Origin of the sequence: Clostridioides difficile ATCC 9689 = DSM 1296, assembly GCF_001077535.1 — a bacterium.
Classification (GTDB): Bacteria; Bacillota; Clostridia; order Peptostreptococcales; family Peptostreptococcaceae; genus Clostridioides; species Clostridioides difficile.
Genome location: NZ_CP011968.1, coordinates 2,136,230 through 2,162,736 on the forward strand (window position 1 = coordinate 2,136,230; position 26,507 = coordinate 2,162,736).

23 protein-coding genes, 1 pseudogene, 4 riboswitches and 1 other annotated feature are annotated in these 26,507 nt (G+C 26.3%); of the genes and pseudogenes, 6 read left to right on the top strand and 18 right to left on the bottom strand.

Translation table 11 applies throughout. The annotated features are described in order from the left end of the window. Nucleotides 1-62: 62 nt before the first annotated feature. The 11 genes from CDIF1296T_RS10375 to CDIF1296T_RS10425 form a co-directional block, all read right to left on the bottom strand. Entirely contained in the window at nt 63-1,142 is a 1,080-nt protein-coding gene (locus CDIF1296T_RS10375; RefSeq protein ID WP_003435274.1) for an SIR2 family protein, read from the bottom strand. 132 nt (nt 1,143-1,274) lie between these two features. After that, nucleotides 1,275-2,621 (bottom strand): dipeptidase PepV, encoded by a 1,347-nt coding sequence (gene pepV, locus CDIF1296T_RS10380; protein ID WP_009897111.1) that lies wholly within the window; start codon nt 2,619-2,621, stop codon nt 1,275-1,277. A 68-nt stretch (nt 2,622-2,689) separates the two neighbouring features. Then, complete coding sequence (locus CDIF1296T_RS10385; protein ID WP_009893362.1) at nt 2,690-3,970, bottom strand: methionine gamma-lyase family protein; 1,281 nt, start codon at nt 3,968-3,970, stop codon at nt 2,690-2,692. Between the two features lie 126 nt (nt 3,971-4,096). Next, nucleotides 4,097-4,357, bottom strand: a complete 261-nt coding sequence (gene hfq / locus CDIF1296T_RS10390) for an RNA chaperone Hfq (RefSeq protein ID WP_003428780.1) — start codon at nt 4,355-4,357, stop codon at nt 4,097-4,099. A 113-nt stretch (nt 4,358-4,470) separates the two neighbouring features. Then, nucleotides 4,471-5,406: a tRNA (adenosine(37)-N6)-dimethylallyltransferase MiaA gene (gene miaA / locus CDIF1296T_RS10395; protein WP_021360641.1), complete on the bottom strand. Its 936-nt coding sequence runs from the start codon at nt 5,404-5,406 to the stop codon at nt 4,471-4,473. Nucleotides 5,407-5,443: 37 nt separating this feature from the next. Further along, nucleotides 5,444-7,411, bottom strand: a complete 1,968-nt coding sequence (mutL, locus tag CDIF1296T_RS10400; RefSeq protein ID WP_009897114.1) for a DNA mismatch repair endonuclease MutL — start codon at nt 7,409-7,411, stop codon at nt 5,444-5,446. Between the two features lie 10 nt (nt 7,412-7,421). Then, nucleotides 7,422-10,265 carry a DNA mismatch repair protein MutS gene (mutS, locus tag CDIF1296T_RS10405; protein WP_003435264.1) on the bottom strand — a complete coding sequence of 948 codons (2,844 nt, stop codon included), beginning with the start codon at nt 10,263-10,265 and terminating at the stop codon, nt 7,422-7,424. Between the two features lie 160 nt (nt 10,266-10,425). After that, a complete protein-coding gene (locus CDIF1296T_RS10410) occupies nt 10,426-11,160 on the bottom strand; it encodes an ABC transporter ATP-binding protein (RefSeq protein WP_009897120.1) in 735 nt (244 codons plus the stop codon). Continuing rightward, nucleotides 11,129-12,142 (bottom strand): ABC transporter substrate-binding protein, encoded by a 1,014-nt coding sequence (locus CDIF1296T_RS10415; RefSeq protein ID WP_003428792.1) that lies wholly within the window; start codon nt 12,140-12,142, stop codon nt 11,129-11,131. Before CDIF1296T_RS10415 ends, CDIF1296T_RS10410 begins: the two co-directional genes overlap by 32 nt. Nucleotides 12,143-12,163: 21 nt before the next feature. Then, entirely contained in the window at nt 12,164-12,934 is a 771-nt protein-coding gene (locus CDIF1296T_RS10420; protein WP_009893372.1) for an ABC transporter permease, read from the bottom strand. Continuing rightward, nucleotides 12,909-13,199, bottom strand: coding sequence for an MTH1187 family thiamine-binding protein (locus CDIF1296T_RS10425; RefSeq protein ID WP_003424145.1), 291 nt, complete (start codon nt 13,197-13,199; stop codon nt 12,909-12,911). The genes CDIF1296T_RS10420 and CDIF1296T_RS10425 overlap by 26 nt, the downstream gene beginning before the upstream one ends. 130 nt (nt 13,200-13,329) lie before the next feature. Next, nucleotides 13,330-13,429, bottom strand: a riboswitch (TPP riboswitch). Between the two features lie 619 nt (nt 13,430-14,048). Next, a riboswitch (cyclic di-GMP riboswitch) is annotated at nt 14,049-14,138 on the top strand. A gap of 52 nt (nt 14,139-14,190) precedes the next feature. On the opposite strand from CDIF1296T_RS10425, the gene CDIF1296T_RS10430 reads away from it, so the two are divergent. Beyond that, nucleotides 14,191-14,367: a hypothetical protein gene (locus CDIF1296T_RS10430; RefSeq protein ID WP_003428796.1), complete on the top strand. Its 177-nt coding sequence runs from the start codon at nt 14,191-14,193 to the stop codon at nt 14,365-14,367. Nucleotides 14,368-14,481: 114 nt separating this feature from the next. On the opposite strand, the pseudogene CDIF1296T_RS10435 reads toward CDIF1296T_RS10430, so the two are convergent. After that, nucleotides 14,482-14,838: pseudogene (locus CDIF1296T_RS10435) on the bottom strand (winged helix-turn-helix transcriptional regulator). Nucleotides 14,839-15,093: 255 nt separating this feature from the next. On the opposite strand from CDIF1296T_RS10435, the gene CDIF1296T_RS10440 reads away from it, so the two are divergent. The 3 genes from CDIF1296T_RS10440 (at nt 15,094) to CDIF1296T_RS10450 (ending at nt 17,486) form a co-directional block, all read left to right on the top strand. Then, nucleotides 15,094-16,008 carry a PhzF family isomerase gene (locus CDIF1296T_RS10440; RefSeq protein ID WP_009897124.1) on the top strand — a complete coding sequence of 305 codons (915 nt, stop codon included), beginning with the start codon at nt 15,094-15,096 and terminating at the stop codon, nt 16,006-16,008. A 230-nt stretch (nt 16,009-16,238) separates the two neighbouring features. Next, nucleotides 16,239-16,850 carry an NUDIX hydrolase gene (locus CDIF1296T_RS10445; RefSeq protein ID WP_003435254.1) on the top strand — a complete coding sequence of 204 codons (612 nt, stop codon included), beginning with the start codon at nt 16,239-16,241 and terminating at the stop codon, nt 16,848-16,850. Between the two features lie 297 nt (nt 16,851-17,147). Further along, the gene (locus CDIF1296T_RS10450; RefSeq protein WP_009897127.1) at nt 17,148-17,486 is read left to right on the top strand and encodes a DUF3784 domain-containing protein; all 339 of its coding nucleotides are present in this window, start codon (nt 17,148-17,150) and stop codon (nt 17,484-17,486) included. Nucleotides 17,487-17,892: 406 nt separating this feature from the next. Here the strand turns inward: CDIF1296T_RS10450 and miaB are convergent, their stop codons facing one another. The 6 genes from miaB to CDIF1296T_RS19715 form a co-directional block, all read right to left on the bottom strand. Further along, entirely contained in the window at nt 17,893-19,329 is a 1,437-nt protein-coding gene (miaB, locus tag CDIF1296T_RS10455) for a tRNA (N6-isopentenyl adenosine(37)-C2)-methylthiotransferase MiaB (RefSeq protein ID WP_003435252.1), read from the bottom strand. A gap of 247 nt (nt 19,330-19,576) precedes the next feature. Further along, entirely contained in the window at nt 19,577-21,013 is a 1,437-nt protein-coding gene (locus tag CDIF1296T_RS10460; protein WP_009897130.1) for a cell wall-binding protein Cwp28, read from the bottom strand. Nucleotides 21,014-21,840: 827 nt separating this feature from the next. Next, complete coding sequence (locus CDIF1296T_RS10470) at nt 21,841-22,392, bottom strand: tryptophan transporter (RefSeq protein ID WP_003435247.1); 552 nt, start codon at nt 22,390-22,392, stop codon at nt 21,841-21,843. A 150-nt stretch (nt 22,393-22,542) separates the two neighbouring features. Continuing rightward, nucleotides 22,543-22,806, bottom strand: a binding site (T-box leader). A 435-nt stretch (nt 22,807-23,241) separates the two neighbouring features. After that, entirely contained in the window at nt 23,242-23,640 is a 399-nt protein-coding gene (locus tag CDIF1296T_RS10475; RefSeq protein ID WP_009897132.1) for a hypothetical protein, read from the bottom strand. 355 nt (nt 23,641-23,995) lie between these two features. After that, nucleotides 23,996-24,481 (bottom strand): SH3 domain-containing protein, encoded by a 486-nt coding sequence (locus CDIF1296T_RS10480; RefSeq protein ID WP_009897134.1) that lies wholly within the window; start codon nt 24,479-24,481, stop codon nt 23,996-23,998. An 82-nt stretch (nt 24,482-24,563) separates the two neighbouring features. After that, nucleotides 24,564-24,657, bottom strand: a riboswitch (cyclic di-GMP riboswitch). A gap of 556 nt (nt 24,658-25,213) precedes the next feature. Continuing rightward, entirely contained in the window at nt 25,214-25,396 is a 183-nt protein-coding gene (locus CDIF1296T_RS19715; protein ID WP_009889962.1) for a BlaI/MecI/CopY family transcriptional regulator, read from the bottom strand. A 240-nt stretch (nt 25,397-25,636) separates the two neighbouring features. Beyond that, nucleotides 25,637-25,734: riboswitch (cyclic di-GMP riboswitch) on the top strand. A gap of 54 nt (nt 25,735-25,788) precedes the next feature. Here CDIF1296T_RS19715 and CDIF1296T_RS10490 point away from each other — a divergent pair. Together CDIF1296T_RS10490 and CDIF1296T_RS10495 are read left to right on the top strand one after the other, a co-directional pair. Continuing rightward, a complete protein-coding gene (locus CDIF1296T_RS10490; RefSeq protein WP_009897136.1) occupies nt 25,789-25,965 on the top strand; it encodes a hypothetical protein in 177 nt (58 codons plus the stop codon). A 225-nt stretch (nt 25,966-26,190) separates the two neighbouring features. After that, nucleotides 26,191-26,391 carry a cold-shock protein gene (locus CDIF1296T_RS10495; RefSeq protein WP_003431034.1) on the top strand — a complete coding sequence of 67 codons (201 nt, stop codon included), beginning with the start codon at nt 26,191-26,193 and terminating at the stop codon, nt 26,389-26,391. Nucleotides 26,392-26,507 lie beyond the last annotated feature (116 nt).

Consider the following 26,507-nt stretch of genomic DNA (forward strand, 5'->3'; position numbering starts at 1 on the left):
TCTATTATATACCTAAATTCATTTTATTTCTATCAGATTTTATTCCATTATATACCATACTACTATATATTTTTTATAAACCTCAAGGGATTTACCGAAAAATCTTGGAAAGAATTATCAGTAAATATAACATCTTCACCCAAAAAACGTTTATACCTTCCTTCTTCTTTCTTTAAAGTAATTCTCTGTTTTTGTGAATGATTATTAAAAACCATTATCTTAAGAGGAGGTTTTTTTCTATTAGTCTGCACTCTTTTTAACATGTATTTTATGTGCATATCAGCTTCAGGAAATGAATATCCACAAAATATTAAAAGGTCAGTATCTCTTAAAGTTTTTTCTGTTTCATTCCAAACATTACTTAAAAATATGTTTGACATATTCTTAAAATATGTTGGTGGCACTATAATAGGTTCTGTTAACTCACCACACTCTAAACATTTTGTCTCTGAACTATTTTCAATAAGCTTCATGACACCACCTTCATGTGGTGTAAGAGTTACACTATTACAAATGGGGCAATAAAGCCAATTCAATGACCCATGTATCTTATATAATTTGATTAATGGTTCTTTTGGTTTTCTCCAATTTAACTCCTCTTTAAAATTTGTAAACTCCACACCATAATCAAGCATAATTGGCAAATCATTCTTATCTCTTAATCCAGTAACTGTATTGTCTATATGTATATCATAATTTGCACTAATAAAAGTAGTATCAAGAAGCAAATCATTTTCCAAAAGATTTTCAACTAAAAGTTTATGATATTTATTATCTGTTCTAGGTGTATTATGAATTGCTTCAGCCATTAGTAGTATTAAATATTGTCTTAAAAAACGTATACTATCACTTCTGTTATTTAGATTTTCTAGTCCAAAATTTCTAAATGCTTCTTTTCTTTGTTCTGCTAAGTCTAAAAGACCTAAAACTTCTTCAAAGGTAGGAAAATTTGCATTATCTATATTATCTTTTACTATATCAATATTGAACATCTGTTTAAAGAAAATATACAATTCTCTATTCATTTTGGTATTATAATTTGTGGGATTTAGTTTTTTAAAATATTCGCTAAAAAGTTCATTTTGAATAGGTAGATTCTCTGCTGCTGAAGCTCCTGCTCCTAAAAATATTGCTATTTTCATATAGTTCCTCCTAATATAAATATTACTCCTATTTTTATATCCATTAAATATCCATATCATTTATTTTATGATACAACAATAAAGCTGTCTTTTACTAGAAAAAATCCTATTACAAGACAGCCTTATATTATATTAAATCTTTAATAATTCGTAAATAGAAAGAGCATATATTTGAGTAGCTTTTATAATATCCTCTACTATTAAGTATTCATTAGCTTGGTGTTCTGTTTCTGGTTTTCCTGGAAAAATAGCTCCAAATGCAACACAATTATCTAAAGCTCTTGCGTATGTTGCTCCTCCAGATGAAAGTGGTGTTCCATCAAGACCAGTTTCTTCTTCATATACTTTTCTAAGTGTCTTAACAAGAAGAGTATCTTCTGGAACATAGATTGAATCCAAGAAATCATATTCTTCATAATTTAAATTGTATTTATCTGTCATTTTCTTTAACTCTTTTACAAAATCATCCTTTTTGTATGTTACTGGAATCCTTACATCTATTCCTGCAAATTCTTTTTCGTTATCAATAGTTACTCTACCTATATTTACTGTTAGTTTACCTGATACATCATCCTTGCAATTAGGAATTATATTGTTTCCATTAGCATCTTCACCAATAACTTCTGCTAAAAACTTAATTATATTAGAATCTATACCTATATTATTAAGAGCTATACAAAGTCTAGCCACTGCATTTATACCAGTATCACTTGCTGCTGAATGGACACTCTTTCCAATTATACAGATTTTATTACCTTCAACAGTATATTCAAAATTTAATTTATCAAGTTCTTTTTTTAATTTATCAGAGTATTTTCCAATATAGATTGCTTTACCTGGAACTGCATTTAAAGCCTTTCCAACTGACAACTCTATATCACTTTTGCTATCACAAGTCAAATGAACTTGTAAAAGACCTTTCTCTGCATTTGTTATTGGGAATCTAGAATCTGGAGTAAATCCATAGTTTGGTATTTCTTCATTATTTTCTTTATATTTATTTATACATCTCCAAAGATTTTCTTCATCAGCCCCAAAAATGAATCTTATCCTCTTATTAAAGTCTACATTTAAATCCATAAGAGCTTTCACTGCATAAATTGCTGCTATTGTAGGTCCTTTATCATCTTGTGTTCCTCTTCCATACAATTTACCATCTTCTAAAACAGCTTCAAATGGAGGGTAATTCCAGCTTTCTAAATCACCTTCTGGAACCACATCAACGTGACCAAGTATACCTATCATTTTTTCACCTTGTCCTATTTCTGCATATCCATAATATCCATCTTTGTATACTGTCTTAAATCCTAAAGATTTACATAAGTCTAAGATACCTCTTAAAGCTTTATCTACATTTTCACCAAATGGACAATTTTCAGTTGCTTCAGATATAACACTAGGTATTTTTACACTTTCTTGTATTGAAGAAATCATTTCATCTTGTAGAGAATTTACTTTTTCTTTAATTTGCTCTTTCATATTATCACCCTTCAATTTTCATCATAATATACTAATAAATATTTTGACCTTTAAAAAAAAAAATATGCTTATTTTTTCAGTTTTTTTATAAATTCAATCGCTTTTAAAGTCCCCATTTTTGAATGGTCAAATGTAAGTCCACCTTGAAAATAAACATTATAAGGAGGTCTTATTGGAGCATCTGCACTTAATTCTATAGAAGAACCTTGTATAAATGCTCCTGCTGCCATTATGACTTCACTTTCGTATCCAGGCATGTCCCAAGGAACAGGTTTTACATAAGAATCGACTGGTGCAGCTTCTTGTATACCTTCACAAAAACTTATTACTTCATCAGCATTATTAAGTCTAATACATTGAATAATATCACTTCTTAAGTCATCATATTTTGGTAATACATCATATCCTAATTTTTCAAAAGCTCTTGAGCAAAAGATAGCTCCCATTACAGCCTGAGATACTATATAAGGCGCCAAGAAAAAACCCTGAAGTACATTTCTAGTTGTTCCAAAAGTAAGACCACATTCTTTTCCTATTCCAGGAGAAGTCATTCTATAAGATATAAGCTCAATCAAATCTTTTCTACCAGCTATATATCCACCTGTCAATGCAAGCCCACCACCAGGATTTTTTATTAAAGAGCCAGCCATAACATCTGCTCCAACATCAGTAGGCTCTTTGGTATCTAAAAACTCACCATAACAATTATCAACCATTACTATAGCTTCTGGTTTAACAGACTTTATTACTTCTATAGCTTCTTTTATATCACTAATTGAAAGTGATTTTCTCCAAGAATATCCTTTTGACCTTTGTATCATAACGAGTTTAGTTCTATCATTTATTTTGTTTTTAATTCCTTCTAAATCTAAGTTTCCATCCTCTAAAAAATCTACATCATCATATGTAACACCATACTCTTTCAATGAACCTTTTTCTTCTCTTATGCCTATAACTCCCTCTAAAGTATCATATGGTCTACCAGTAACAGATAAAATTTCATCTCCTGGTCTAACTATACCTTGTATACATAAAGTAAGTGCATGTGTACCATTTACAATTATTGGTCTTACAAGAGCATCTTCTGTATTAAATACTTTAGAATAAATTTCCTCTATTTTTTCACGACCAATATCATTATATCCATATCCTGTAGTCCAGTTAAAGTGCATATCACTTAGTTTAGATTCTTGCATAGCTTTTAAAACTTTATATTGATTATATTCTCTTATTTCTTTTATTTCTTCAAACTTATCTTTTATTTCTTCCATTATTTCTTGCGATAGTTTAAAAGTATCATCATCTATTCCATAGTAGTCTTTTAATAATTCTTTTGTCTCATTAAGCATTTTATCACCTGTCTCTTTATTATTTTATTTAAACATGTAAAGGAGACTATTTTACTAAAACAAATAAATTATAGTTTATAAGTTAGTATAAGTCTCCTCTCAATCATCTTAAATTAAATTAATTATCTATCTGTTGTTATTATTATTGTTGTTTTGGTTTTGATTTGTTAGATTAATATACTTTCCAGGTTGTATAGTTGATACAGCATGTTTATAAATCATGTTTTGTTGTCTATTATCCCCTTCTATTAATATTATATAACTATCAAACCCCTTTACAAGCCCTTTAACTTGCACTCCATTAACTAAATATATAGTAACAGGTATCCTTTCTTTCCTTGCATTATTTAAAAACAAATCTTGTAAATTTAAAACTGTATTTTTCATTAGATTTGTACCCTCCCAAGATTAAATTGAACTTCTAAAATATTCCTACCTTATATTCTATATAAGTTATGACAAATTTTCAATATTAAGTTGTATACTTAAAAATTTATATATTATTTTATAGAATCTTTAATATATAAGATTATTTCATTTTTTAATTCGTCTATATTTTCATATTGGTCTAAATCAAACCATTTTGCTGTTTTATATCTTTTAAACCATGTTATCTGACGTTTTGCATACCTTCTAGAATCTCTTTTAATTATTTCAATAGCTTCTTCGTATGTATATTCTCCATCCAGATACTTTAATATCTCTTTATAACCTATACCTTGCATTGATATCATATCTTTTTTAAATCCCATACTTAAAAGTTTTTTTACCTCTTCAACCAATCCATTTTTAAGCATAATATCAACTCTCATATTTATTCTTTGATACAAATGTTCTCTATCTCTATTTAGAACTATTATTATTGGTTGATATTCTTCATTAAATTTTAAATCACTTGAAAAATCATTCATTTTCTTACCACTTAGACAAACTTCAAGAGCTCTTATGACCCTTTTAGTATTGTTTTTATGGATTCTATTAGCAGATTCTTCATCAAGTTCTTTTAACTTATTATGCATGTAATCTATTCCCTTTTCAGCAAGCTGTTTTTGAAGTTCTTCTCTTAATTCATTATTGGCATCAGATTGTGCAAAATCCATATTATATATTAAAGAGTTTAAATAAAGTCCTGTGCCTCCAGTTACTAAAACACATTTTTCCTTTTCATTTATTTCATGTATATATTTTTTTGCTCTTTGTTGAAACTCTGAAACTGAAAATGGATAGTCAGGCTTAACTTCATCTATAAGGTAATGCTTCACTCCTTGCATCTCTTCCTCTGTAACTTTTGCACTTCCAATATCCATATATTCATATATTTGCATAGAATCAGCTGAAATTATCTCTGCATTCATATCTTTTGCTAATTTTATTGACAAATCTGTTTTTCCAACAGCAGTTGGACCTGTAAGTATTATAAGTGGTATTTTTTTCATAACATTCCTTTCCATATATTTTAAATATCCAAATATTTTACATAATTCTTTTAAACATTTTTTCTATTTCTGTCTTAGATATTTCGACCATTATAGGTCTTCCATGAGGACATGTAAATGGATTCTCACACTTTTCTAGCTGTTCCAATAAACTTTTTATTTCAATATCGTATATTTTATCATTTGCTTTTATAGCAGACCTACATGCCATAGATGCAAATCTCTCTCCTTTTAAATCATAATTACTTGTAATTTCTTCTATATTATCAATTATTTGAAGTATAAATTTCTCAGTTTCAGGTACTCCAAATATAGTAGGAACACATCTTACCATTATATGATTATTGCCAAAAATTTCTAGCTCAAAACCAAATTTCATAAATAACTCCAAGTTATTTTCAATTTGAAGCATATCTACATTTGATACTTCAATAACCACTGGGTCTAAAAGTATTTGCATATTTATATCTTGTCTATAGAACTTCTCCATATATCTTTCATATAGTATTCTTTCATGTGCAGCATGTTGGTCCAACAAATACATAGAATCGTCTTTGCTCAAAATTATATAAGTATTAAATACAACTCCAATTACAGAATATCCGTATAAAGAAAACTTGCGTTTTGAACTACACGAGTATTCTTCTTCACTGTCCTTAATACTATCTCCTAAGTAATAATTTCCTTCATTTTTAATTCCATCAACTTGAAACTCTTCTTGTATATTATCATTTGCACTATCTTCACTTAGATAATTAATGTTTTTTACATCATCTTCTACACTTGCATTTAGGACTTCACTTACTGATTGAAATTCATTTATTGGTTTTTCACTTGATAAAGTAACAACTTCAATGACTTCATCCTTACCTTTAGTAATATTACTCTTTTTAGGAGTAGATTCTAATAAATCATTATTTCTTAATTTATAATCTGTACTTTTTTCTCTACTGTTAATAGCGATTCTAGGTTGTGTTTTTTTATCACTATAAGTAGCATACTTTCCAATAAGATTTGAGTGTATTAATTTAACCTTTAAAAAATCTCTAAGTTCTATATACACTTCTTGTTCTTTTTCAAATTTAATTTCAAGTTTATTGGGGTGTATATTTACATCTATACATGATGGGTCTACTTCTATATTTAAGAAGCACACTGCATGTTTACCTATTGGAATTATAGACTTATAACTTTCTGTTATTGCATCTATGATTATTTTACTTTTTACAAATCTTTTATTTATATAGATATGTTGTAAGTTTTTATTTGAACGGTATATATTGTTATTACCTATATATCCATTCATTTTAAAGTGATTGCACTTAAACTCTACATCTATTATATTTTCCGTTATTTCTTTTCCATATATACTTCTAATAGTGTTTACAAGTTTTCCATCCCCTGGAGTATTTAGCATCTGTTTATTGTTATTTGTATATTTAAATTGAATGTTTGGATTACCTATTGCAAGTTTATTTATCAAATCACTTATGTTTATAGTTTCTGCATGAGTAGATTTTAAAAATTTCTGTCTTGCTGGTGTATTAAAGAAAATATCTTTTATAATGATGGTAGTTCCATTAGTAGAACCTATTGGTTCTTTCGATATTATTTTTCCACCTTCAACATATATTTTAGTTCCTATTATTTCATCTTTAGTTTTAGTCGTCATTTCTAATTTTGATACAGCTGAAATAGATGCCAATGCTTCTCCTCTAAAACCAAGAGAGTATAAATCATACAAATCATCAATTTTTTTAATTTTACTAGTAGCATGTCTCAAAAATGATTTTTCAACTTCACTTGAAGGTATTCCTATTCCATTATCTGTAATCTTAATTAGACTTTTTCCTCCATCAATTATATCTATGGAAATTTTATTTGCACCTGCATCAATGGAGTTTTCAATAAGTTCTTTTACTACAGAAGAAGGTCTTTCTACAACTTCACCTGCTGCTATCTTATTTATAGTCAAATCATCTAGGATGTTAATTATATTTTTCATTTTTACACCTCTAAGATTTTATTTCTTTTGCTTTTCTTTGAAGATTATAAAGAGAGTTTATAGCATCTAATGGAGTCATATTTAAAATATCCAGATTTAAAATTTCTTCTGATAGTATATCTCTATTTACACTATCAAAAGAGATTTGAGTTAAGGCTACTTCTTTTACAGAATCCTCTTGATTAATTTTCTCTTTATCATCATTTTGCTTCATTAAAGCAACTTCATCATTTAATGCTTTAAATTTAGAATTTAATTTATCATAATCCTTTTTTATATGTTTGTAATCTTTTACTATAAGTTCATGTTCTATTTTTAGAGATTCATATTTATTCTTAAAATTACTTTGATTTACCTTAACTAATTCTTCGTCCAAATTACTATTAATTATATTATTGTTTTCTTTATCTCCATTTATTGCAACACTGTTGTAAACATGATTTTTTTCCAAGTCTTTAAGTATATATTTTGCTCTTTCTATGACTTCGTCTGGTAATTTAGCTAATTTAGCAACATATATTCCATAACTCTTGTCTGCTCCCTGAGGAATTATTTTTCTTAAAAATATTATTCCTTCCCCATCTTCTTTGACTGCTATTGAATAATTTTTAACCTCTTTAAACTCTTCTTCTAAATCAGTAAGTTCATGATAATGTGTTGCAAATAATGTCTTACATCTAATATTTTTTTGAATATATTCCACTATTGACCATGCTAAACTTATACCATCATAGGTACTAGTTCCACGACCTATTTCATCTAATATAACTAAACTTCTCTCTGTTGCATTTTTTAATATAAGGGATACTTCGTTCATCTCTACCATAAAAGTAGATTGACCTTGAGATAAATCGTCACTAGCTCCAACTCTTGTAAATATTCTATCTAATATTGGAATATCAGCAGACTCTGCTGGTACAAATGAGCCTATATGTGCCATAAGAGCTATTATAGCAGTTTGCCTCATATATGTTGATTTACCTGACATATTAGGACCAGTTATTATGTTAATAATGTTTTCTCCACGATTTAAATAAGTATCATTTGGAACGAAATTTTCCTCTCCTACTATATTTTCGACAACAGGATGTCTACCATTTCTTATATCAAGTTTATTATTTTCATTTATTGCTGGTTTTACGTAGTTATTTATATGTGCAACTGTTGCAAGGGACACAAAAACATCTATATTAGCTATAGTCTTAGCCACTTTTTGTATTCTATCTATGTTTTTATATATTGTATCTCTTATCTCTACAAATATCTCGTATTCTAAAGATTTAATCTTTTCCTCTGCATGTAGTATCTTTTCTTCTATTTCCTTTAATTCTGGAGTTATATATCTTTCTGCATTACTAAGTGTTTGCTTTCTTATATATGTCTCATCTAGCTTTGCCTGTTTAAAGTTAGCTTTTGTTATTTCTATATAATATCCAAAAACTTTATTAAAGCCTATTTTTAATGATTTAACTCCTGTTTTTTCTCTTTCCCTGTTTTCTATTTCCTTTACAAGAAAGGCTCCATTCTTAGAAATCTCTCTTAGTTCCTTAAGTTCATCACTAAAATCTGATTTAATTATGTTTCCATCTTTTATGGTTATCGTAGGTTCTTCTAGAATAGCTTCATCTATTAAATTGTATATATCATCTAATTTATCCATTTCTGAAACATACTCTTTTAGGATTTTTGCATTTGATAAATTTATAGTATCTTTTAAATTAGGTAACTTTTCTATCGAATTTTTTAAGTGAATTAACTCTTTTGGTGTTACTCTCTCAAATGCTATCTTTCCACATATTCTTTCTATATCGTATATATTTTTAAGTATATCATTTAGGTCTTCTCTTAATATAAAGTCATCTTTTATTTCTTCTATTACATCTAATCTATTTTCAATTTTAGATTTATTTATCAAAGGTTCTTCTACATATTTTCTTAAAAGTCTACCTCCCATTGCTGTAGAAGTTTTATCAAGTACGTGTAATAATGAACCTTTTTTCTTATTCCCTCTTATAGTTTGAGTAAGTTCTAAATTAGTTCTAGTAAACATATCTAAAACCATATATTCTGATGAATTGTATATATTTATATTATTAATGTTAGATGTTATTTGTTTTTGAGTATTGTATATATAATTCAGAAGAATTGATAAGCTTGACTTTATTAGACCTTTATCATCAAACTTTAGTTTTTGTAGATAAACATCTGGAAAATATTCTTTTAATATATTTATATCCAAATAGTTATCACTAAAACTTTCATTTATGTATATATTACTTACAGTAGCTATATCTCTAAGCTTTTCTATAAAGTCTAAATCATTTATAATTATTTCAGTTGGATGGATTTTTGCAATTTCTTCAATTACCTTATCTTCATTTAAACATGTTGCATTAGTTTCTCCTGTACTTATATCAACATAAGTTAGACCTATATTAGTACCATCCTTATACAAAGATAATAAATAATTATTCTTTTTATTTTCAAGTAAATTTCCATCTAAAACTGTACCAGGAGTGATGACCCTTATAACCTCTCTTCTAACAATTCCTTTTGCTGTAGATGGGTCTTCCATTTGTTCACCTATTGCTACTTTATATCCATTTTCAACTAATTTTGATATATATGAATTGGCTGAGTGGAAAGGAACACCACACATAGGAGCACGTTCTTCTAAACCACAAGCTTTTCCTGTCAATGCTATTTCAAGAGCTTTTGAAGCTACTAATGCATCTTCAAAAAACATTTCATAAAAATCTCCAAGTCTAAAAAACAGTATACAGTCTTTATATCTATTTTTTACTTCAAGATACTGTTTCATCATAGGAGTTAATTTATTCATATCTATTTGCATTATCAAACCTCCTTCTTTTCTAATTAAATATTATATCATAGTAGATGATTATTATTAACACAATATATAAAATTTTGACATATAACTAAAAACAATCCAAAATGTATACTCACATTTTGGATTGCTAAGTTTAATGCTTATTAAATAAAAATATTTTTTTTTACAATAAAGATATTATTTCTTTTTTAAGTTTAATGATATTTTCAAGGTTATCTTCATTTAACTTTCTACTATCTATAACAAATTCTTTCTTTACTATTGATGGTTTTTTTGAAATAACATAAATTCTGTTTGATAGCATTATAGCTTCGTCAATATCATGAGTTATAAGAAGTATTGTTGAATTTACTTTTTTCTTAACATCTAAAAGCCATTTTTGCATGGATGTTTTAGTTAATGAATCAAGTGCCCCAAAAGGCTCATCTAAAAGCATTATGTCATTAGAATTTATAAAAGTTCTCAAGAAGTTAGCCCTCTGTCTCATTCCTCCAGAAAGTTCTGAAGGATATTTATCTTCATATCCGCTTAATCCAAACACCTCAAAATAAGGTTTTACCATTGACCTAGCTTTACTCTTTTTTTCTTTTTTTAAAATTAGTGGTAGTGACACATTATCTATTATAGTTTTATATGGCAAGAGTAAATCTTTTTGATACATATAACTATACTTACCATTTATATTCACTTTGCCACTATCATAATCTGTAAGTTTAGTTATAATATTAAAAATAGTACTTTTTCCACATCCACTTGGCCCTAATATAGAAACAAACTCACCTTCATAAACATCAATACTTATATCTTTTAAAACTTTAATATCTTTATAAGTTTTTGATACATTTTCTATAGATACTTTTACTTTTTTATTGTGGTAAAAATTCATTTGTGTAAGCATCACTTGCCTTCATATCCTTATCTATTAATTTATATTCTTTTAAGAATGATGTATAGTTGTTCCATACACTATCTTTCATTTCTCCCCATCGTGGTGCATCATCTTTGTACTTGCTTGCTAAATATTCTTGACTCTTTAAAGCTAGTTTTTCATCTACTTCAGGTGCATGTTTTACTAAAATTTTTGCTGATTCTTCTGGATTTTTTATTGCATATTCATAACCTTTTGTTGTAGCTTTTAAGAATTTTTTAGCAAGCTCTGGATTATCTTTAAGTACAGTTTCATTAGAAATTATAAGTGGTGTATAATAATCCAATCTCTCATCTAAATCTTTTACTGGTATAAAGTTTAAGTCATATCCAATTAAATCAGCTTTAACTGCATCCCAACCTTCAAATATCCATGCAAAATCTACAGTTTTCATAGCTGCAAAGAAATCATCTTGACCAGTATTAACTATCTTTAACTTATTAAAATCAGCTCCATTTTTCTTCATAACTGCTTTAAAAACAGCTTCTTCTGATGGAGAGCCCCAACCACCATAAGTTTTTCCTTCAAAATCTTTAGCTGTTGTTATATTCTTTTCTTTTGGTGATGCAAACCCAGAAGTATTATGTTGTATAACAGTTGCTACAGCTTTTATTGGAAGTGGATCTTCACTAGTCTTTGCATAAGTAACTTGTTCTTGATAGCTTATACCAAAGTCAGCTTTTCCTGTTGCTACTAAAGTTTCTGCTCCACTTTCAGGTGGTTGTACTATTTCAACATCCAAACCTTCTTCTTTATAGTAACCCTTATCAAGTGCTACAAATAATCCAGTATGATTTGTATTTGGTGTCCAATCAAGCACCATAGTTACTTTTTTAGAAGAAGTATCTTTATCATTGTTTTTGTCTTTATTGTTATTTGAAGAACATCCAGTTATTGTTGCCAATGTAAAAACACTTACTAAACCTAATATTCCTAACTTTTTAAAATTCATAATTGCCTCCCTCAAATACCTTTAATCTATTAATCTATGTCTTATAACAACTTTTTTTACAGCCTGTACAATTCCTACAAACATTAAACTAAATATAACTACTAATATAGTAGATGCAAATACTTTATCAAGTGCATATGCACTTTTTGACCTAAGCATATAAACACCAAGTCCTTTCGTTCCACCTAGCCATTCTGCAACAGTTGCTGCCATTACAGCATACGTTGCAGATATTTTAAGTCCAGAAAAAAATTTATCCATTGCCATAGGAAATTTAAGGTGAATGAATGTATTAACTTTATTTGAGTCCATAGTCTTAAATAAATTTAAATAATCTTTATCAATATTCTCAATGCCATCTACAAAACTTATTAATATAGGAAAAAAACAAGTAAGCATTACCATCAATACTTTTGGCATTGTTCCAAATCCAAACCATATCATAAAGAGTGGTGCTATAATTATTGTAGGTATCATCTGTGTAACCAACATAATAGGATAAAGACATTTTTTTATTATTGATACAAAATCCATCAATATTCCAATTACCAATGATATTATAATTGCGACTATAAAACCAAGTATTGCTTCTCCTATAGTAACCACAGCATGCATGGATAAATTTTGATAATCTTTAAAAAACACATTAATTATATCTACTGGTGTGGGTAGTATATACTGAGGAACTTCTAAAACTCCTACCATAGATTGCCAAAGAATAAGTATAAACAAAAATGTTGCTATTGGATATATACTATCTTTGACTTTATCTATGATTTCTAAGTTTTTCATCTATAGTCAGACCTCCAGCTTTTTCATCTACTCTAGCTACTGTTATGACTCTTTCACATCCAAGATTAAAAGGGATTTTATGTACCTTTTTTAATAATTCAAAAACTTCATCAAAATCACCTTCAACAGTAGTGCTCATTGCTCCTATTTCACATTTAAGACCACTTTTTTCAATTTCAGCAATACAAGCATCTACTACTTTATACATCTCTTCTTCACCTTTGTAAGGTCTTAGTGGCATTACTGCTATGTCTGCGATTACCATTTAAATCACTCCTTTAAAAATAATTAATACCTACTAGGTATATTTTGTTTTTTATTAAAAAATTTTATTACTAAAAAGATATTATATTTAAATAAAAGAAAAGTCTTATCCAAAATAGGATAAGACTTATTTTTATCTTAACTGGTCTCCCTACACTGGCATTATCCAAACAGGTTCAAAGGGTCGAGATAAAATCTCCTCTCAGCACATTAGCTCCCCGAAATATATTATATCTTTTCTACTTGATTATACTACACTTATCATATTTTAACAAATTTTTTATTTATATTAGATATTTTATCCGTTCAAAAATATCTAATATAAATTGTACATTATTACACCAAATAAATTATCTTAAAATGCTAATTTATCAACATCTTCCAAAACTAGATTAACTGAATTTTCTAGTTTTTATTTTGCTATTTCAAGCATATTTGGATGTATATCAATTCCATACAAATATTGTGCTAAATTTCTGTTTTCACTCATCTAATTTGCAATCGTTACAGATTACAGATTAGAAATAGCTTTTAGACTCTACTTATCTTTATCTACAAAAAATCCTTCAATAAATTCAGTAATAATATTCAGTAATCTAAAAATAAACCTCTATCTAGATTTTTAAGATACAAGCCTTTTAATAAGTACCTTTTGTGATAATATAAAAATTACTCGTCATTATCATCAAAATCCTCAGCAACCAACATTTTAGATAAGAATCAAACTCTATAATATAATTATTTTATCCAATTTATTTTTGAGAAATAAAATATTTTTTTAATTTTTAAATTTTTTAATATGCACCTTGAAAAAAGAAACGTTTTCCTATATTATGGTAATAGTAGAATAAAACTAAATAGGCAAAACTAGAGAAATTTAGTGACGCAAAGCTATAGGGACTAAGACTTATGAAATGAGTTATGTCAGCCAGTTGCCAAAGAGATATTTTCTTTTTGTTTTTATGAATGTTTTTTAGGGGGATATATGATATATGTTTATGGATAAAATGGATAGATGTACACATATACTAACTGCATATATATGCAGTTCACGCGATTACTGCAATTTTATAGATACACAATTAAATGATTTTATACTAGAATATGGAGAGAATGTGGTAGAATCTTGTTTGCATCAAGTGATGGTATTGGTAAGCAGATATAATTAAAGAAATTTTATTTTCTAGAAAACCCTTTTTAGTTTTATCTACGTTTTATAATTCATTAAAGAACTAATTAAAATAAGCTTCATTATATATTTTTCATGAAGTAAACAGTTGAGTTTATCTCATATACTGTTTACCCCAATTACATAATTCTAATAATATAGATTCCAATGATTTACCACGTTTAGTAGACAAATATTCAACTTTTGGAGGAATAGTTGGATAAGAAATCCTCTTAATAAGTCAATCTCTTTCAAAATACTTTAATTCTTGTGACAGTATCTTATGACTTATATGAACAACTTCTTTTTTTAATTGACTGTAACGTATTGGCTCTTGTTTTAAAATATGCCATAAAATAATTGCCCTCCATTTACTTCCTATCACAGTCATGGTAAAACCAATTGAACAATTAAAATCTTTTTGTCTTTCTTCAATATTTGGAAATTCTTCAAAATTATTATCTATATCCATCTCAATCCTATCTTTCAAAATAGTAAGTATCTAACTAAAAAGTGCATTCTTGTTTAGCGTACTAATTCGTAATATAATCTTGATTGTAGTATAGAGCCTTACATAATACTACTTTTTTAGATGTATATGTTTAAATTTTAATATAGACATAGGTTATTTTATTAATTTTATTTAAACAGATAATAATAAATAATAATTTATCTCAAGTTTTCTATGTAGATAAACTAATCTAATGTTTAGAAAGGATTATATAATATGAATAAAAAATTTCGTCTTTATCAAGTTGACTCATTTACAAAGGAAAAATTTACAGGTAATCCAGCTGGTGTAATTACAAATGCTGATGGCTTATCTGAATCACAAATGCAAAAAATAGCAAGAGAATTAAATAATTCAGAAACTGCTTTTATTTTCAATAACTTGGCTAAAAATCATCAAGAAAATTATGATGTACATATCAGATTTTTTACACCAACTAATGAGGTTCCTATATGTGGTCATGCTACTATTGCTGCCCATTATGTTAGAGCAGTAGAAAACCAATTCAATAACAAAACAGTATTTCAAAAAACTGGTGCTGGAATATTACCAGTTGATATTATAAAAAAAGATAATGATTATGAAATAATTATGACACAAGGAAAAATTGAAGTACCTCCACCATTACAACAAACCTATCAAAAAAGATTACTTAATGCATTTGGTATTTTAAAGAAAGATATTCGTACAGATTGTCCTATTGCCATATCATCTACAGGACATTCAAAAGTTATGATTGGAATAAAGGAATTATCAACATTAAATAGTTTATCTCCAAATTTATATGAATTATCGAAAATAAGTCAAGAAATAAAATGTAATGGACATTATATTTTTACATTACATAATAAAGAAACTCTACAAGTTCATGGAAGAATGTTTGCTCCTGCAATTGGTATTTCAGAAGACCCTGTTACAGGAAATGCTAATGGACCCTTAGGTGCGTACCTTGTACATTATAAAGTAATACCTACACCCAACACAGAGTTTATATTTGAAGCAGTTCAAGGAGAAGCAATAAAACGCAAAGGCAAGATGTTAGTAAAAGTAATTATTTTAGATAATAAGCCAGTTGAAGTAAAAATAATTGGAAAAGCTGTAATTGCATTCTCAACAAACATAGAAATCTAATTATAGATTCCTTCTAAGTAAATTTTTGAACTTTTTAATACTAATTTAATAACAAACTAATTTATATACAATCAAATTAATTTTTTTATTATTTGTTAATATATATTTATCATTATATTATATAATAATATAGATAGTTACTATATCTTATAATTAGATAAATCATAATTATATATTATTGTTAAAACTCAATTATATAATTTTTAATAATATTATTTTAGGAGGTAAAAATGATAAACGATATTAAAAATAAATTCAAAAATTACAAACCATATATAAATGGATACAAGAATATGAAGAGAGCATCTGTTTTAATTCCAATAGTAGAAATAAATAACACACACTATATATTATTTGAAGTTCGCTCAAAAAATTTGAAGCATCAACCTAGCGAAATTTCTTTTCCAGGTGGTAAAATAGAATCAGGTGAGACTCCATATGAAGCTGTTATTAGAGAAACTTGTGAGGAACTTGGAACTTTTAGTGACAATATAGAAGTAATATCAAGTCTTGACCTCCTTATAACACCAGTAAAGTTTATCATACATCCATACTTAGGATATATAAAAAATATTAATAATTTAAATATAAACAAGGATGAAGTTGACCATACTTTTTTGGTTCCTATAAAATATCTTTTAGAGAATCCTCCAAATACTTATAGTAATACTGTAAAAGTTTTTCCAGATGAAAATCTACCATATGGTTCAATTCCAAACCAAAAAGATTATAAATTTGAAAGTGGAAGTTATCCTATTCTGTTTTATAAATATAAAGATTATGTAATTTGGGGAATGACAGCAAAAATACTAGAAAACTTTTTAAATTTTTTATCAGAATAACACTCATAATAAATCATCAAAACTTTTACATAAGAAATTTATAAAAGTTTCTAAATTTAACAATTCTAAAATATCAATAACTATATTTTGTAGCACTTTTTTATTTTATTATTGTTTGAATATTTGATGGTTTTCAATGCAATTTCAACATAAATACTATGTATTAGTGTATACTGTTGATGAATTAAAGTATGATAATCTATTTAATAAAGTATGAAGTAAATGATTTTAATGTGTCTTTATGGTAAAATTACTAATAAGTAATAAAATTAATTAAAATATATGGAGGTGCTTATAATGTTTGCTGTAGGATTTGTTGTTATAATTGCACTTGCCTTTTTCATTTTAAGTGTACTATTATTTAATGGAAAAGCCAGTATGCTACTAGCAGGTTATAACTCTATGAGTAATAAAGAAAAAGCACGATACGATAAAAAAAAATTATGTAGAAGTTCTAGCATTGTTACTTTTATTGTCTCTATAATGCTATTTATTATGGCGTTTTTGGGATATAGAATAGAGAGTGGTCAAATGGACGAAAAAAAAATGGTTCCCTTTTCTATAATATTTATAATAGTCATACTTTCCAGTGTATTTTTTAATATCCTCTACTCTAACAAAAAATGTAAAAAATAAATAGTTGTAAGTTGAGCAGTTAATTATAAAAGATTGACTGCTTTTTCATGTATATTGACTACTCTTATTAAATATTTTAACATTTAAAAATCTATGTAAAAATAATGAATATAGTACAAACTTCTAATAATGATTTTACCTTTGTGGTTACAGTCCACTATATATAATTTAATATGATAACAGGGAATTACTAATGACAACTAAGTAAACTTTTATAAAATATAATAAAACAAAAATAGATGTACAATGAAATTATATCTTATATCAAATTTATTTTTATTAATAGCAAAAACTTACATTAGTATAACATATGACAAATTCGCTTAAAATAAAAATTTTTAATATAATTTGTTCTATAGTACATCTATTTTGATTAGTTTGCATAATTTTATTATTTTGTACAATATTAATTATTTACTAATATCCCATTTAATGAAAAAGTTCTAGGTTCAGTAATTTTGACCATAACTAATTTACCAATTAAATCATCATTTCCACCTTCGAAATTTACGAGTTTATTTTGTCTAGTTCTACCAGCAAACTTATTTTCATTATTTTTACTTCTTCCTTCAACTAGAACTTCAACTATTCTATCTTTATATCCATCATTTATTTCTGCAGAAATCCTATTTACAGCTTCTAACACCCTATTAAATCTATCATGCTTTATATCTTCTGGTATTTGATTTTCCATTTTAGCAGCAGGAGTTCCCTGTCTTTTAGAATAAATAAATGTAAAAGCTGAATCATATCTAACTTTTTCAACCACATCTAAAGTGTCCAATAAATCTTCTTCTGTTTCTCCTGGGAAACCAATCATTAAGTCTGTAGAAAAAGCAATACCTGGAACTTCCTTTTTAGCTTTTTCTATTATTTCTAAATAATATTCCTTTGTATAATGTCTATTCATTTTTTTCAAAAGGCTACTGCTTCCACATTGTATTGGTAGATGTAAAAACTCACACACCTTATCACAATCTCTAATTGCGTATATTACTTCATCAGATATATCTTTTGGATGAGATGTCATAAATCGAACCCTTTCAATTCCTTCTATATCATTCACTTTTCTTAAAAGTTCTGAGAATGAAACTGGATTTTCAAGTGTCTTACCATAAGAATCTACATTTTGTCCAAGTAAAGTGATTTCTTTCGTTCCATTTGCAACAAGCTCTTTTATCTCGTTAATTATATCTTCAGGAGTTCTACTTCTTTCTCTTCCTCTTGTGTATGGGACTATACAATATGTGCAGAAATTATTGCATCCATACATTATATTTACAAATGCTTTTAATTCAAATTTTCTATTACTTCTAAGACCTTCTATTACTTCTCCATCAACATCCCATACATCCACTAACATTTTGTCAGAATTTATTGATTCTGTAAGTAATTGCGGAAATTTATATAGATTATGTGTTCCAAATATAAGGTCTACATGTTTATATTTTTTTCTTAATTCCTCTACAACATGTGGTTGTTGCATCATACATCCACATACAGCTATTTTCATATCTGGATTTTTTCCTTTTAGATGTTTTAATTGTCCTAAGTTACCATATACTTTTAGCTCTGCATTTTCTCTAACTGCACAGGTGTTATATATTATTAAATCACTTTCTTCAACCATCATTGACATTTGGTATCCCATCTCTTCTAACATTGAACATAATTTTTCTGAATCATGTTCATTCATTTGACACCCGAAGGTTTGAGTAAACACGAGTTTTCTCTTTCCAGTTCTGTTGAAGTATTCTTCATTTTGTCTGTGTATTTGTTCTATATATTTATCTTGTTCTTGTATTTTCTCTATAGGTATTGTTACTTGTTTTCTTTTGCTCACGTCTATTCCTCCTAGTTAATTTCTTATATTACACATAACCTTAATTATATCAAATAAGAAAAATCTTTTAAAGATATTATTATTTTTCTAGTTGTGTTTTAATAGTAAATCTAATGATTTATATATACTATATTTCTAAAATATAAAATCATATAATTATTATAATAATAAAAAGATGTTTTAAATTAAAACTTAAAACACCTTTCCTTAAATAAAATATATGATTTACTATTAAATACAATTACATCTATTCATTTTCAATTAAATAACAATCATTTAATATTAAATATTGACCTTCCTCAACCGTTATATATCTTCTTCCTGAAAAAGTATCATTAGTAACTATTCCCTCTGCATTACCTAAGCTATCATTTCTAACTTCATAATATGCATCAGAAGAATTTGACATTATAATATATTCTCCAGCAGGAATTTCTAATCCAATTTTATACATACCATTTCCAAACTTACCATTCTTGGCCTTCTGGGCTTTAGCATACTTTGCTAATGTCATTGTTGAATCCTCAATTTTAATATATTGACCATTCTTTAAGGTGATATATCTAGTCCCACTAAAAATATCATTTGAAAGTATACTATCAGCATTACCTGTACTATCACTTGTAACTTCATAATAAGAAGCATAACTTCCTGAGTTTGAAGTTATTAAGTATTCACCTGCTGAGATATCTTTTCCAACCTTATACATTCCATCTTTTATAGTCTTTGTAGTAGGTTTAACATTTTTTACAACCCCAGTATTAATATCTCCAATTCCATTTGTTATATTTAAACACTGTTGTACTATATTTGAATCTATATATCCTATAGAAGTTATCTTCTTAGCATTTTTTAAAATGCTTTTATTGCTACCATCATTAACTAAAACCATTGGACCATGTTTTGATAAAGAAGATCCTACAAGTGCATTTGTTAATTCATAAGCTCCAGCTATATAAAACTCTCTAGCATCCTTATAAAACTTATTTATTATTGCTTTATTAGTTTCAAAACGAGTACTCCCCCCTAGTCTAGTAGATTTAGTATTGTTTACTAAAGTGGTACTCATTGAAGCTGTTCCTCCTATTACATAAGACTTTAAACCACTAGTTGAAAAAGGTATACTTTGTCCATTAGTAAGAATTATTGGTGCTTTATCTCTTGCTGCTACAGATGCAATACTTATAGCATCTGCTTCTCCTTTATATGCATTGGTTAGCATAACAGTATTGACTTTTTTTATTGAATTTATTTCTTTTGCAACATTATAACTTGTTTTTATTCTGTCATTTCCCTTAATTCTTACAACTTTCATTTTCTTAGATTTTAATGAATTTTCGACAGATGTACTAATAGAATATGTTCCTCCAATTATATAAACTTTTGATACATTTTTTAATCTTGCAGATGTCTCAGTTGGTATAGTATTTTTTTCAGTTAATAGTATAGGGGCATTTAAAGCTCCTGCTAGTCCACTTGCACTTAATCCATCTGCAATAGAGTTACTAGTATTAATTAATATAGCAGTTTTATATGCATTTTTATCTGCTATTTTACCTGCGATTTCATACTTATTTTTTCCTTGTATTTTTTCTACAGATGATATTGCATCTACTAATTGAATATTTGCAAATACAAAAGAAATACTTAAAGTCAATGTTAATATTCTTTTATAGAATTTCATAATAAAATTGTCCCCCTCATAATAAATTTTTAATATATAAATACATATTCTTAAATTAGTTATGTACTTAACAAACTTATGTAAAATTGCAAATTATATTAAGCATATTACAAATAAATATTAATACAATTATTCATTTAGCTATAATTGTATTTACATTTATATTAAAAATCAACTAGATTTGTATAAATACTTATAATTATATTTTTATTCTTAATATTTTTTTTATTATGTTATTTTAATAGATTTATTTTTCTTTTTTAAGCATAGAGATGTATTTTTCCATATATTCTATTTCTATTATAGTTTCGCTTATTTAATTCACCAAAAATTTCACTTAATATTAGAATTTTAAATCTTTTACTAAAACAGACTTTTATAGTTCTATTAAAATTTTTTACTAAACTTTATTTTTTATTATGAATTATCTATTTTTTTTGGCTAAATTTAAGCAAGTTTTTCACAAAAAATATATACATTACTATATTTTTAAAACTTTATAAATATATAATTGATTTAATTGGAAATTTTAGTGTATTCAAAAAATGAGAAATCAGAGGAGATTAATATAAAAATTTATCTTGAAAAGTCAATTAAATATATCTTATATTTAATAACTACAAATGAGATACATATAAGAATATTATATAGGTATGATAATTTATCTGTTAAATTAAGTGTAATTGGTACTATATAAATATTTTATTAAAAATAAATATATAATACCAAATCTTTAAACAACATAAGAATAAAATAGTTATAATCTACTTTATTCTTATGTTATTTAGTTATTATAATGCTTTATAAAGTAAAATATTATTTCGTGTTTAAGCTTGATAACTAACTCTTCTTATTGATAGACTAACAATCTTGAATAAAAATATTCCTGCAACTAGATTTATTAAAACAGCTGGTAATACTACTGCTAAGAATAAAGCTGTAAATGAAGCCCCTGGAAGACCAACTATAGCTTGAGCTGCTAATAAAAAGATAGTTCCACTTACAAGAGTTCCTATTGGCATTATTATTGCAACTACTACAGTATCTTGTGTTTTCTTAGCTAATTTTTTTATAAAAGGCATATTATAACTAATATTCATTAATAAAAATACTATATTTGCTGTAAGAGTTTTATCTATTACATTAGGAATTTGACCTCCCGGAAAACTTGATGTAAGTGCTGTAAATATTCCTGTTACTATACCCGCTATCAAACAAGTTTTATAATCATCTCTATTTAAAACCAATATTACAAATAACATTGCTAGTGGTACATCTGGCTTCATTGGTAATCCTATAGCTGGTGTGATTTGATGTATTAATAATCCCATCGCTAAAAGTATTGCATTTAAAGTTAATTTTTTTGTATTTGTTTTCATTTTTTGTACTTCCTCCTATTTTTTTAATTTTCAATTTATTTTTTTGCCAACCTACTATATCATCATCTTTAGCTTTTGAAATTCATAACATCTTTCTCACCACCTTCTATCTTTTAAATTTTCAGTAAAATAAAAAACTCCGTCCTAAACTAATAGGACGGAGATTATCCGCGTTGCCACCTAAATTATATAAAAATTAATATAAAATTCAATTTTCATACATCTCATTATCAGGTACTTACATACCTTATTCGCTATAACGTGCGACTGACGATAAAGTCTACTCTCAAAACTATGATTTCAATTTATTCCTCTAAGGGCCATTCATCAAATTTTTTCTTGCTAAGATTCCACCATCCTCAGCTCTCTATACTGAACCTAAATTTAACTACTCTTCCTTGTCATAGGATTTAATTTATTGTATTGAATTTTGTTGTTAAAATAATGATATTCTTTTTTCTAAAAAATGTCAATACCTTTTTATAAAAAATATATTTTGTAATCTATTTTTTATAAAAAAAGTAAATTATACTATACATTTCTTTTCATATACAAAATTCTATGAATAATTACTTTAATGGTCTAATAGTCTGCTCTTTGGCTCTAATTCTTCTTATATTAATTTTGTGAATAACTGTTGATGTAATTTTATATTTTGATTCATGAGGAATTAAATTCTTCAAAGTTAATTAAGTACATTTATCAATAAATTTACTTAATTAACCATCATTTAATACTCATTCCTGTATTTATATGCCTCCTTTGAAACAGAATATTACTCCATTTTAATTACATCATATTATTAAATAGATACCAATGATTAAAAAAATGATATTCTTTTAATTATTTTTAGTAAAATTTTTTCTTCTTTCTTTTAATAAATATTAGCACTACTAAAACTATAACCAAAAATATGACTATTATGGACAATATTAATTTTGTTAGGATATTATGTCTTCTTGCGTTTTGTCTTTTATATTTATTTATAGTTTGATATCCATACTTTTTAGTTCTTATACTTCGTTTTTTCAACTTTACTTTACTTTTATTATATTTCCTACTTTTATGTCTACTTTTAGATTTAATAGTTTTAAATTTAGTATTATCATATGTATAATTCTCTTTTATTGAAGAAATGTATACACTAGACTCAATAATAGCTTCTGCTTCTACTTGTAATGGATTTATAATGCTGATTATAAGTAGAAAAGATATAGCTATCCCAATCAATTTTTTCTTCTTATTCATATTTTCCCCCTCATAAAAATTTTTAACTAGTTCATTATAATATATATATAACTAAAAATTACAAATTTTTTCAAGTTTCTTATATATCTTATTATCTTTAATATTATTTTTATTATCATAACTTTTACTTTTTTTAAGATTTTTCAAAGTAGTATTAATTTATGATACTTGGTGTATAAAGTATAAGTTAAATCTACTTTCAATTAAATTTACCATTTATAATTACTTTATAATAAAAATAAATTAGTTAATTTATTCTCTTTAGTTCTGTTATAATGTTTCTACAAAAAAGAATCCCATTAATGGGATTCTTTTTTGTGATTTATTAATATATTTAAAGCTTGCTAGTATCGTATTATAAACTTAAATGCTCTTCTATGTATTGATTATATACATATCCAGAATATCGTTTTTCATTTTTATTGATATTAACTCTTGCCCATTTTCCAACGCTATAACATACTTCAACTTTAAAACCATCAGGGATTGTAGTTATAACTTTAGATTCTAATGTTCTATCATTTCTAAGTTCTAAACTTAATCCATTTGTTCTTATATTTCCTATGTAATTCTTTTTTCTATTTTTTATTGTATCATTACTATTGTTTTTAGCATTACTTAATCTTTCTAAATATTTATAAAGTAACCAACCTTTGTCATAATTACTCTCAACTTCTGCCCATATTCCATCTACACACTTTAACTTAACAATTTTACCTTCTGGTATACTTTTTAATTTCAAACTATTTATGTCTGGTTTTTCTCTTAAATTCAATTTAATTTTAGTCTTAAAATTGATGCTAGATTTGCGAAAATTTTTTAACATTAATTCAGATATCATCTTAAGCCCTCCTCTTGCCAAATATTAAGTTATTAAAATATATAACTCTAAAAATACTTTTAACAAAAAGAATTATTATCTTTTTGGCAACTGGCTGACATGACCTTTATTACATAAAGATTTTAGTCCCTATAGTTTTGCGTCATTAGATTTATCTAATATTGCCTATATCTGAATAATAACATAATTTGAACAATTAAAAAATAATATTACCTCAAATTTTATATTATTTAAATATAAATTAAATTTTTAATTAATAATAATCAAAAAATATCTTTATATTTATTCAATTACTGTTCTTTATAGTCAATATAAAAGACAGTAATTTATCTATAGTGTTACTTATATTTTATATATATGGCTATTTTTCAACATTTTACAATATATATAACATTTATTTTTTTAACTTTTGTCAGTAAAATGTCAGCAAAACACTTTATCCACAATTTTTATATAAGTTTTCCACAACTTATCACCAATATTATCCACATAAAAAAGGTAGCACTTATATTATTAGCTACCTTTTATTTATTAATCTTTATATTTCCAGCTTTTTATCCAACTTCCTATTTCTATTATTTTTTCTTCAGTTATTTCTTCTCCATCATGTAATTTTGAAATTAATTCTGATAAAGGATTGTTATGTAAACCTCTAAAAACTCTTTTTCCCTCTATTTTGAGATATTCTCTCTCTTTTATTAATACTGTATAGTGTACATGCCTCCCAATTCTCTATGATATTAAAAAACCTTTTTTGGTTAATCTAGCTAAAAGTATAATTGTAGTTGTATGCTTCCAACCATATGTTTTTTCTATTTCATCTGCAACATCTTTTGATATTACAGTTTTATAACCAGTATTCCATATGCATTTCATAATTTTTAATTCTGTATCTGGTAATTTTTTATTTAGCATAATATATTCCTTCTTTCAATTTATGTCACTTCTTCTTATGTCACTTCTTCAAATTTATCTAGCTTAAATTATAATAGGAGCTTTTTAGAACAAAAACTATATTTAATTTTTACCAGGTACTCTACGTGTTTAGTCTGTTTTTAAGTGTAAAATAATGTTCATATCTATAAATTTATTTAACTTTCAAACAATCCTGTTGAATAATAACTAATTCTATTGTATTATTTTAGTTGTAGAATAAAACTAAATCGGCAAAACTAGAGAAATTTAGTGACGCAAAGCTATAGGGACTAAGACTTATATAAATATCTTATGAGTTATGTCAGCCAGTTGCCAAAGAGATAGTGTTCTTTTTGTTTTTATGAAAGTTTTTTAGGGGGATAATAATTTATATGTTTGGAAATAAAATGGATAAATGTACACATGTATTGACTGCTTATATTAGCAGTTCGTATGATTATTGTAATTTTTTAGATACACAGTTAGATGATTTTATATTAGAGTACGGAGAAAATGTAGTAGAGTCTTGTTTACACCAAGTAATGGTATTGGTAAGTAAGTATAATTAGATAGACATTGATTTCTAGAAAACCCTTTTTAGTTTTATCTACATTTATATTAATATATAGCAATGTAAAACGTTTAAATATATTTTTAATATTAAGAATAATTAAAATGTTAACTAAAAAATATAATTAAGTAGACATTTCTATTAATCTATGATACAATAGTATTTGTGGTAATACACAATTAAATCAAGTATATCTTGATATAGGTTAATAGGAGTATTTTTAATGAATAATGGAATAGTGAAATGGTTTAATAATGAAAAAGGATTCGGTTTTATATCAATGGAAGGTAGAGATGATGTGTTTGCTCATTTCTCAGCTATACAAACTTCAGGATTTAAATCATTAGAAGAAGGTCAACAAGTAAGCTTTGATATAGTTAAAGGTGCTAGAGGTCCTCAAGCAGAAAATATAACTATATTATAATATATAGATTTTTCGGGAAAGACTCTTTTTAGAGTCTTTTTTTATTGTTAATATATGTAAGATAATCATTGGTGAAGTAAATAAGGTATATTGAGTAATGTTCTTGATAGTTTATA

What these genes read in the sequence shown, in the direction of transcription:
- CDIF1296T_RS10475 (WP_009897132.1), bottom strand. Translation starts at nt 23,640, where the DNA reads ATGAATAAGAAGAAAAAATTGATTGGGATAGCTATATCTTTTCTACTT.
- hfq (WP_003428780.1), bottom strand. Translation starts at nt 4,357, where the DNA reads ATGAAAAATACAGTTTTAAATTTACAAGATTTGTTTTTAAATAATGCA.
- CDIF1296T_RS10440 (WP_009897124.1), top strand. Translation starts at nt 15,094, where the DNA reads ATGAATAAAAAATTTCGTCTTTATCAAGTTGACTCATTTACAAAGGAA.
- pepV (WP_009897111.1), bottom strand. Translation starts at nt 2,621, where the DNA reads ATGAAAGAGCAAATTAAAGAAAAAGTAAATTCTCTACAAGATGAAATG.
- CDIF1296T_RS10420 (WP_009893372.1), bottom strand. Translation starts at nt 12,934, where the DNA reads ATGAAAAACTTAGAAATCATAGATAAAGTCAAAGATAGTATATATCCA.
- CDIF1296T_RS10430 (WP_003428796.1), top strand. Translation starts at nt 14,191, where the DNA reads ATGTTTATGGATAAAATGGATAGATGTACACATATACTAACTGCATAT.
- miaA (WP_021360641.1), bottom strand. Translation starts at nt 5,406, where the DNA reads ATGAAAAAAATACCACTTATAATACTTACAGGTCCAACTGCTGTTGGA.
- CDIF1296T_RS10375 (WP_003435274.1), bottom strand. Translation starts at nt 1,142, where the DNA reads ATGAAAATAGCAATATTTTTAGGAGCAGGAGCTTCAGCAGCAGAGAAT.
- CDIF1296T_RS10490 (WP_009897136.1), top strand. Translation starts at nt 25,789, where the DNA reads ATGTTTGGAAATAAAATGGATAAATGTACACATGTATTGACTGCTTAT.
- CDIF1296T_RS10470 (WP_003435247.1), bottom strand. Translation starts at nt 22,392, where the DNA reads ATGAAAACAAATACAAAAAAATTAACTTTAAATGCAATACTTTTAGCG.
- CDIF1296T_RS10385 (WP_009893362.1), bottom strand. Translation starts at nt 3,970, where the DNA reads ATGCTTAATGAGACAAAAGAATTATTAAAAGACTACTATGGAATAGAT.
- CDIF1296T_RS10445 (WP_003435254.1), top strand. Translation starts at nt 16,239, where the DNA reads ATGATAAACGATATTAAAAATAAATTCAAAAATTACAAACCATATATA.
- mutL (WP_009897114.1), bottom strand. Translation starts at nt 7,411, where the DNA reads ATGAAAAATATAATTAACATCCTAGATGATTTGACTATAAATAAGATA.
- CDIF1296T_RS10480 (WP_009897134.1), bottom strand. Translation starts at nt 24,481, where the DNA reads ATGATATCTGAATTAATGTTAAAAAATTTTCGCAAATCTAGCATCAAT.
- CDIF1296T_RS10415 (WP_003428792.1), bottom strand. Translation starts at nt 12,142, where the DNA reads ATGAATTTTAAAAAGTTAGGAATATTAGGTTTAGTAAGTGTTTTTACA.
- CDIF1296T_RS10495 (WP_003431034.1), top strand. Translation starts at nt 26,191, where the DNA reads ATGAATAATGGAATAGTGAAATGGTTTAATAATGAAAAAGGATTCGGT.
- CDIF1296T_RS19715 (WP_009889962.1), bottom strand. Translation starts at nt 25,396, where the DNA reads ATGCTAAATAAAAAATTACCAGATACAGAATTAAAAATTATGAAATGC.
- CDIF1296T_RS10410 (WP_009897120.1), bottom strand. Translation starts at nt 11,160, where the DNA reads ATGCTTACACAAATGAATTTTTACCACAATAAAAAAGTAAAAGTATCT.
- CDIF1296T_RS10425 (WP_003424145.1), bottom strand. Translation starts at nt 13,199, where the DNA reads ATGGTAATCGCAGACATAGCAGTAATGCCACTAAGACCTTACAAAGGT.
- CDIF1296T_RS10450 (WP_009897127.1), top strand. Translation starts at nt 17,148, where the DNA reads ATGTTTGCTGTAGGATTTGTTGTTATAATTGCACTTGCCTTTTTCATT.
- CDIF1296T_RS10460 (WP_009897130.1), bottom strand. Translation starts at nt 21,013, where the DNA reads ATGAAATTCTATAAAAGAATATTAACATTGACTTTAAGTATTTCTTTT.
- mutS (WP_003435264.1), bottom strand. Translation starts at nt 10,265, where the DNA reads ATGCAAATAGATATGAATAAATTAACTCCTATGATGAAACAGTATCTT.